The following is a 717-nucleotide window of genomic DNA, read 5'->3' as shown; positions in this document are numbered from 1 at the left end:
GCCAGCCGCATCGATACTTTGAATATCCGTCGGATCAACCGCATCGAAAGTTCTTTCCCTTTCGAAGATGCCGACCGCAAGGTAGGCAAACACCAGTAGAGAAATGACTGACAGCGAAAGATAACCCACAACGCGTTTATCTTTAAAAACGCTTTGGGGGCCTTGATTGGACTGATGGTCGCCGGTCTTTGTGCTCTGGTAGGTGGCGAAGATCGTCGGGTCCGATTTGTACTCTTTCGGGACTCCGTATGCATGGCTTTTGGCTTTACCATTGTTCTCTGGGTCATGTTCTACTTCCCTCCATTTGCCCTTTTTCCAGGGCAGTAGCTCGCCCATGGAGTAATGACGGAAGGCCACCTGGGCGGCCTGTCGGATGTCCATATGGACCTTGGATATGTTCGGGGTGCACAGGAAGACGTCCCAGTTGTAGTGCCGGTGCATGTCGTAGGCTTCGAACATGTCGGCGGGGCGTTCGTCCTGTTTGGCCTGGTCCGCGCCGCCGGGGTAATCCAGGTTTTCCGGTTTGAAGTCTTTGCGTTTGGCCGGATAGATGGCCTGGGCTTCGTCGATGATGACCATGGCGCCCTGGGGAGCCCAATGAAACCACCTTGCCATGTACGCCTTCTCTTCCCTGCCCTCGGTGTTCACATTCAGGATGGCGGCTTCTTCGGGAAGGGTTTCGTTTAAGGCTTCCTCGACTTTTTCCAGGGAATCGAA

Annotated in this window: 1 protein-coding gene; it reads right to left on the bottom strand. The window is 54.3% G+C overall.

The genetic code is table 11. From position 1 onward, the window contains the following. Positions 1-717: zonular occludens toxin domain-containing protein (locus KEHDKFFH_RS19955; protein WP_277872188.1), on the bottom strand; the 717-nt coding region annotated here is incomplete at both ends.

The sequence above is a fragment of the Marinobacter maroccanus genome, from assembly GCF_002933275.1.
Taxonomy (GTDB): domain Bacteria; phylum Pseudomonadota; class Gammaproteobacteria; order Pseudomonadales; family Oleiphilaceae; genus Marinobacter; species Marinobacter maroccanus.
The sequence above is the reverse complement of the archived record's forward strand: the minus strand, read 5'-3'. Positions and strand labels throughout refer to the sequence as shown.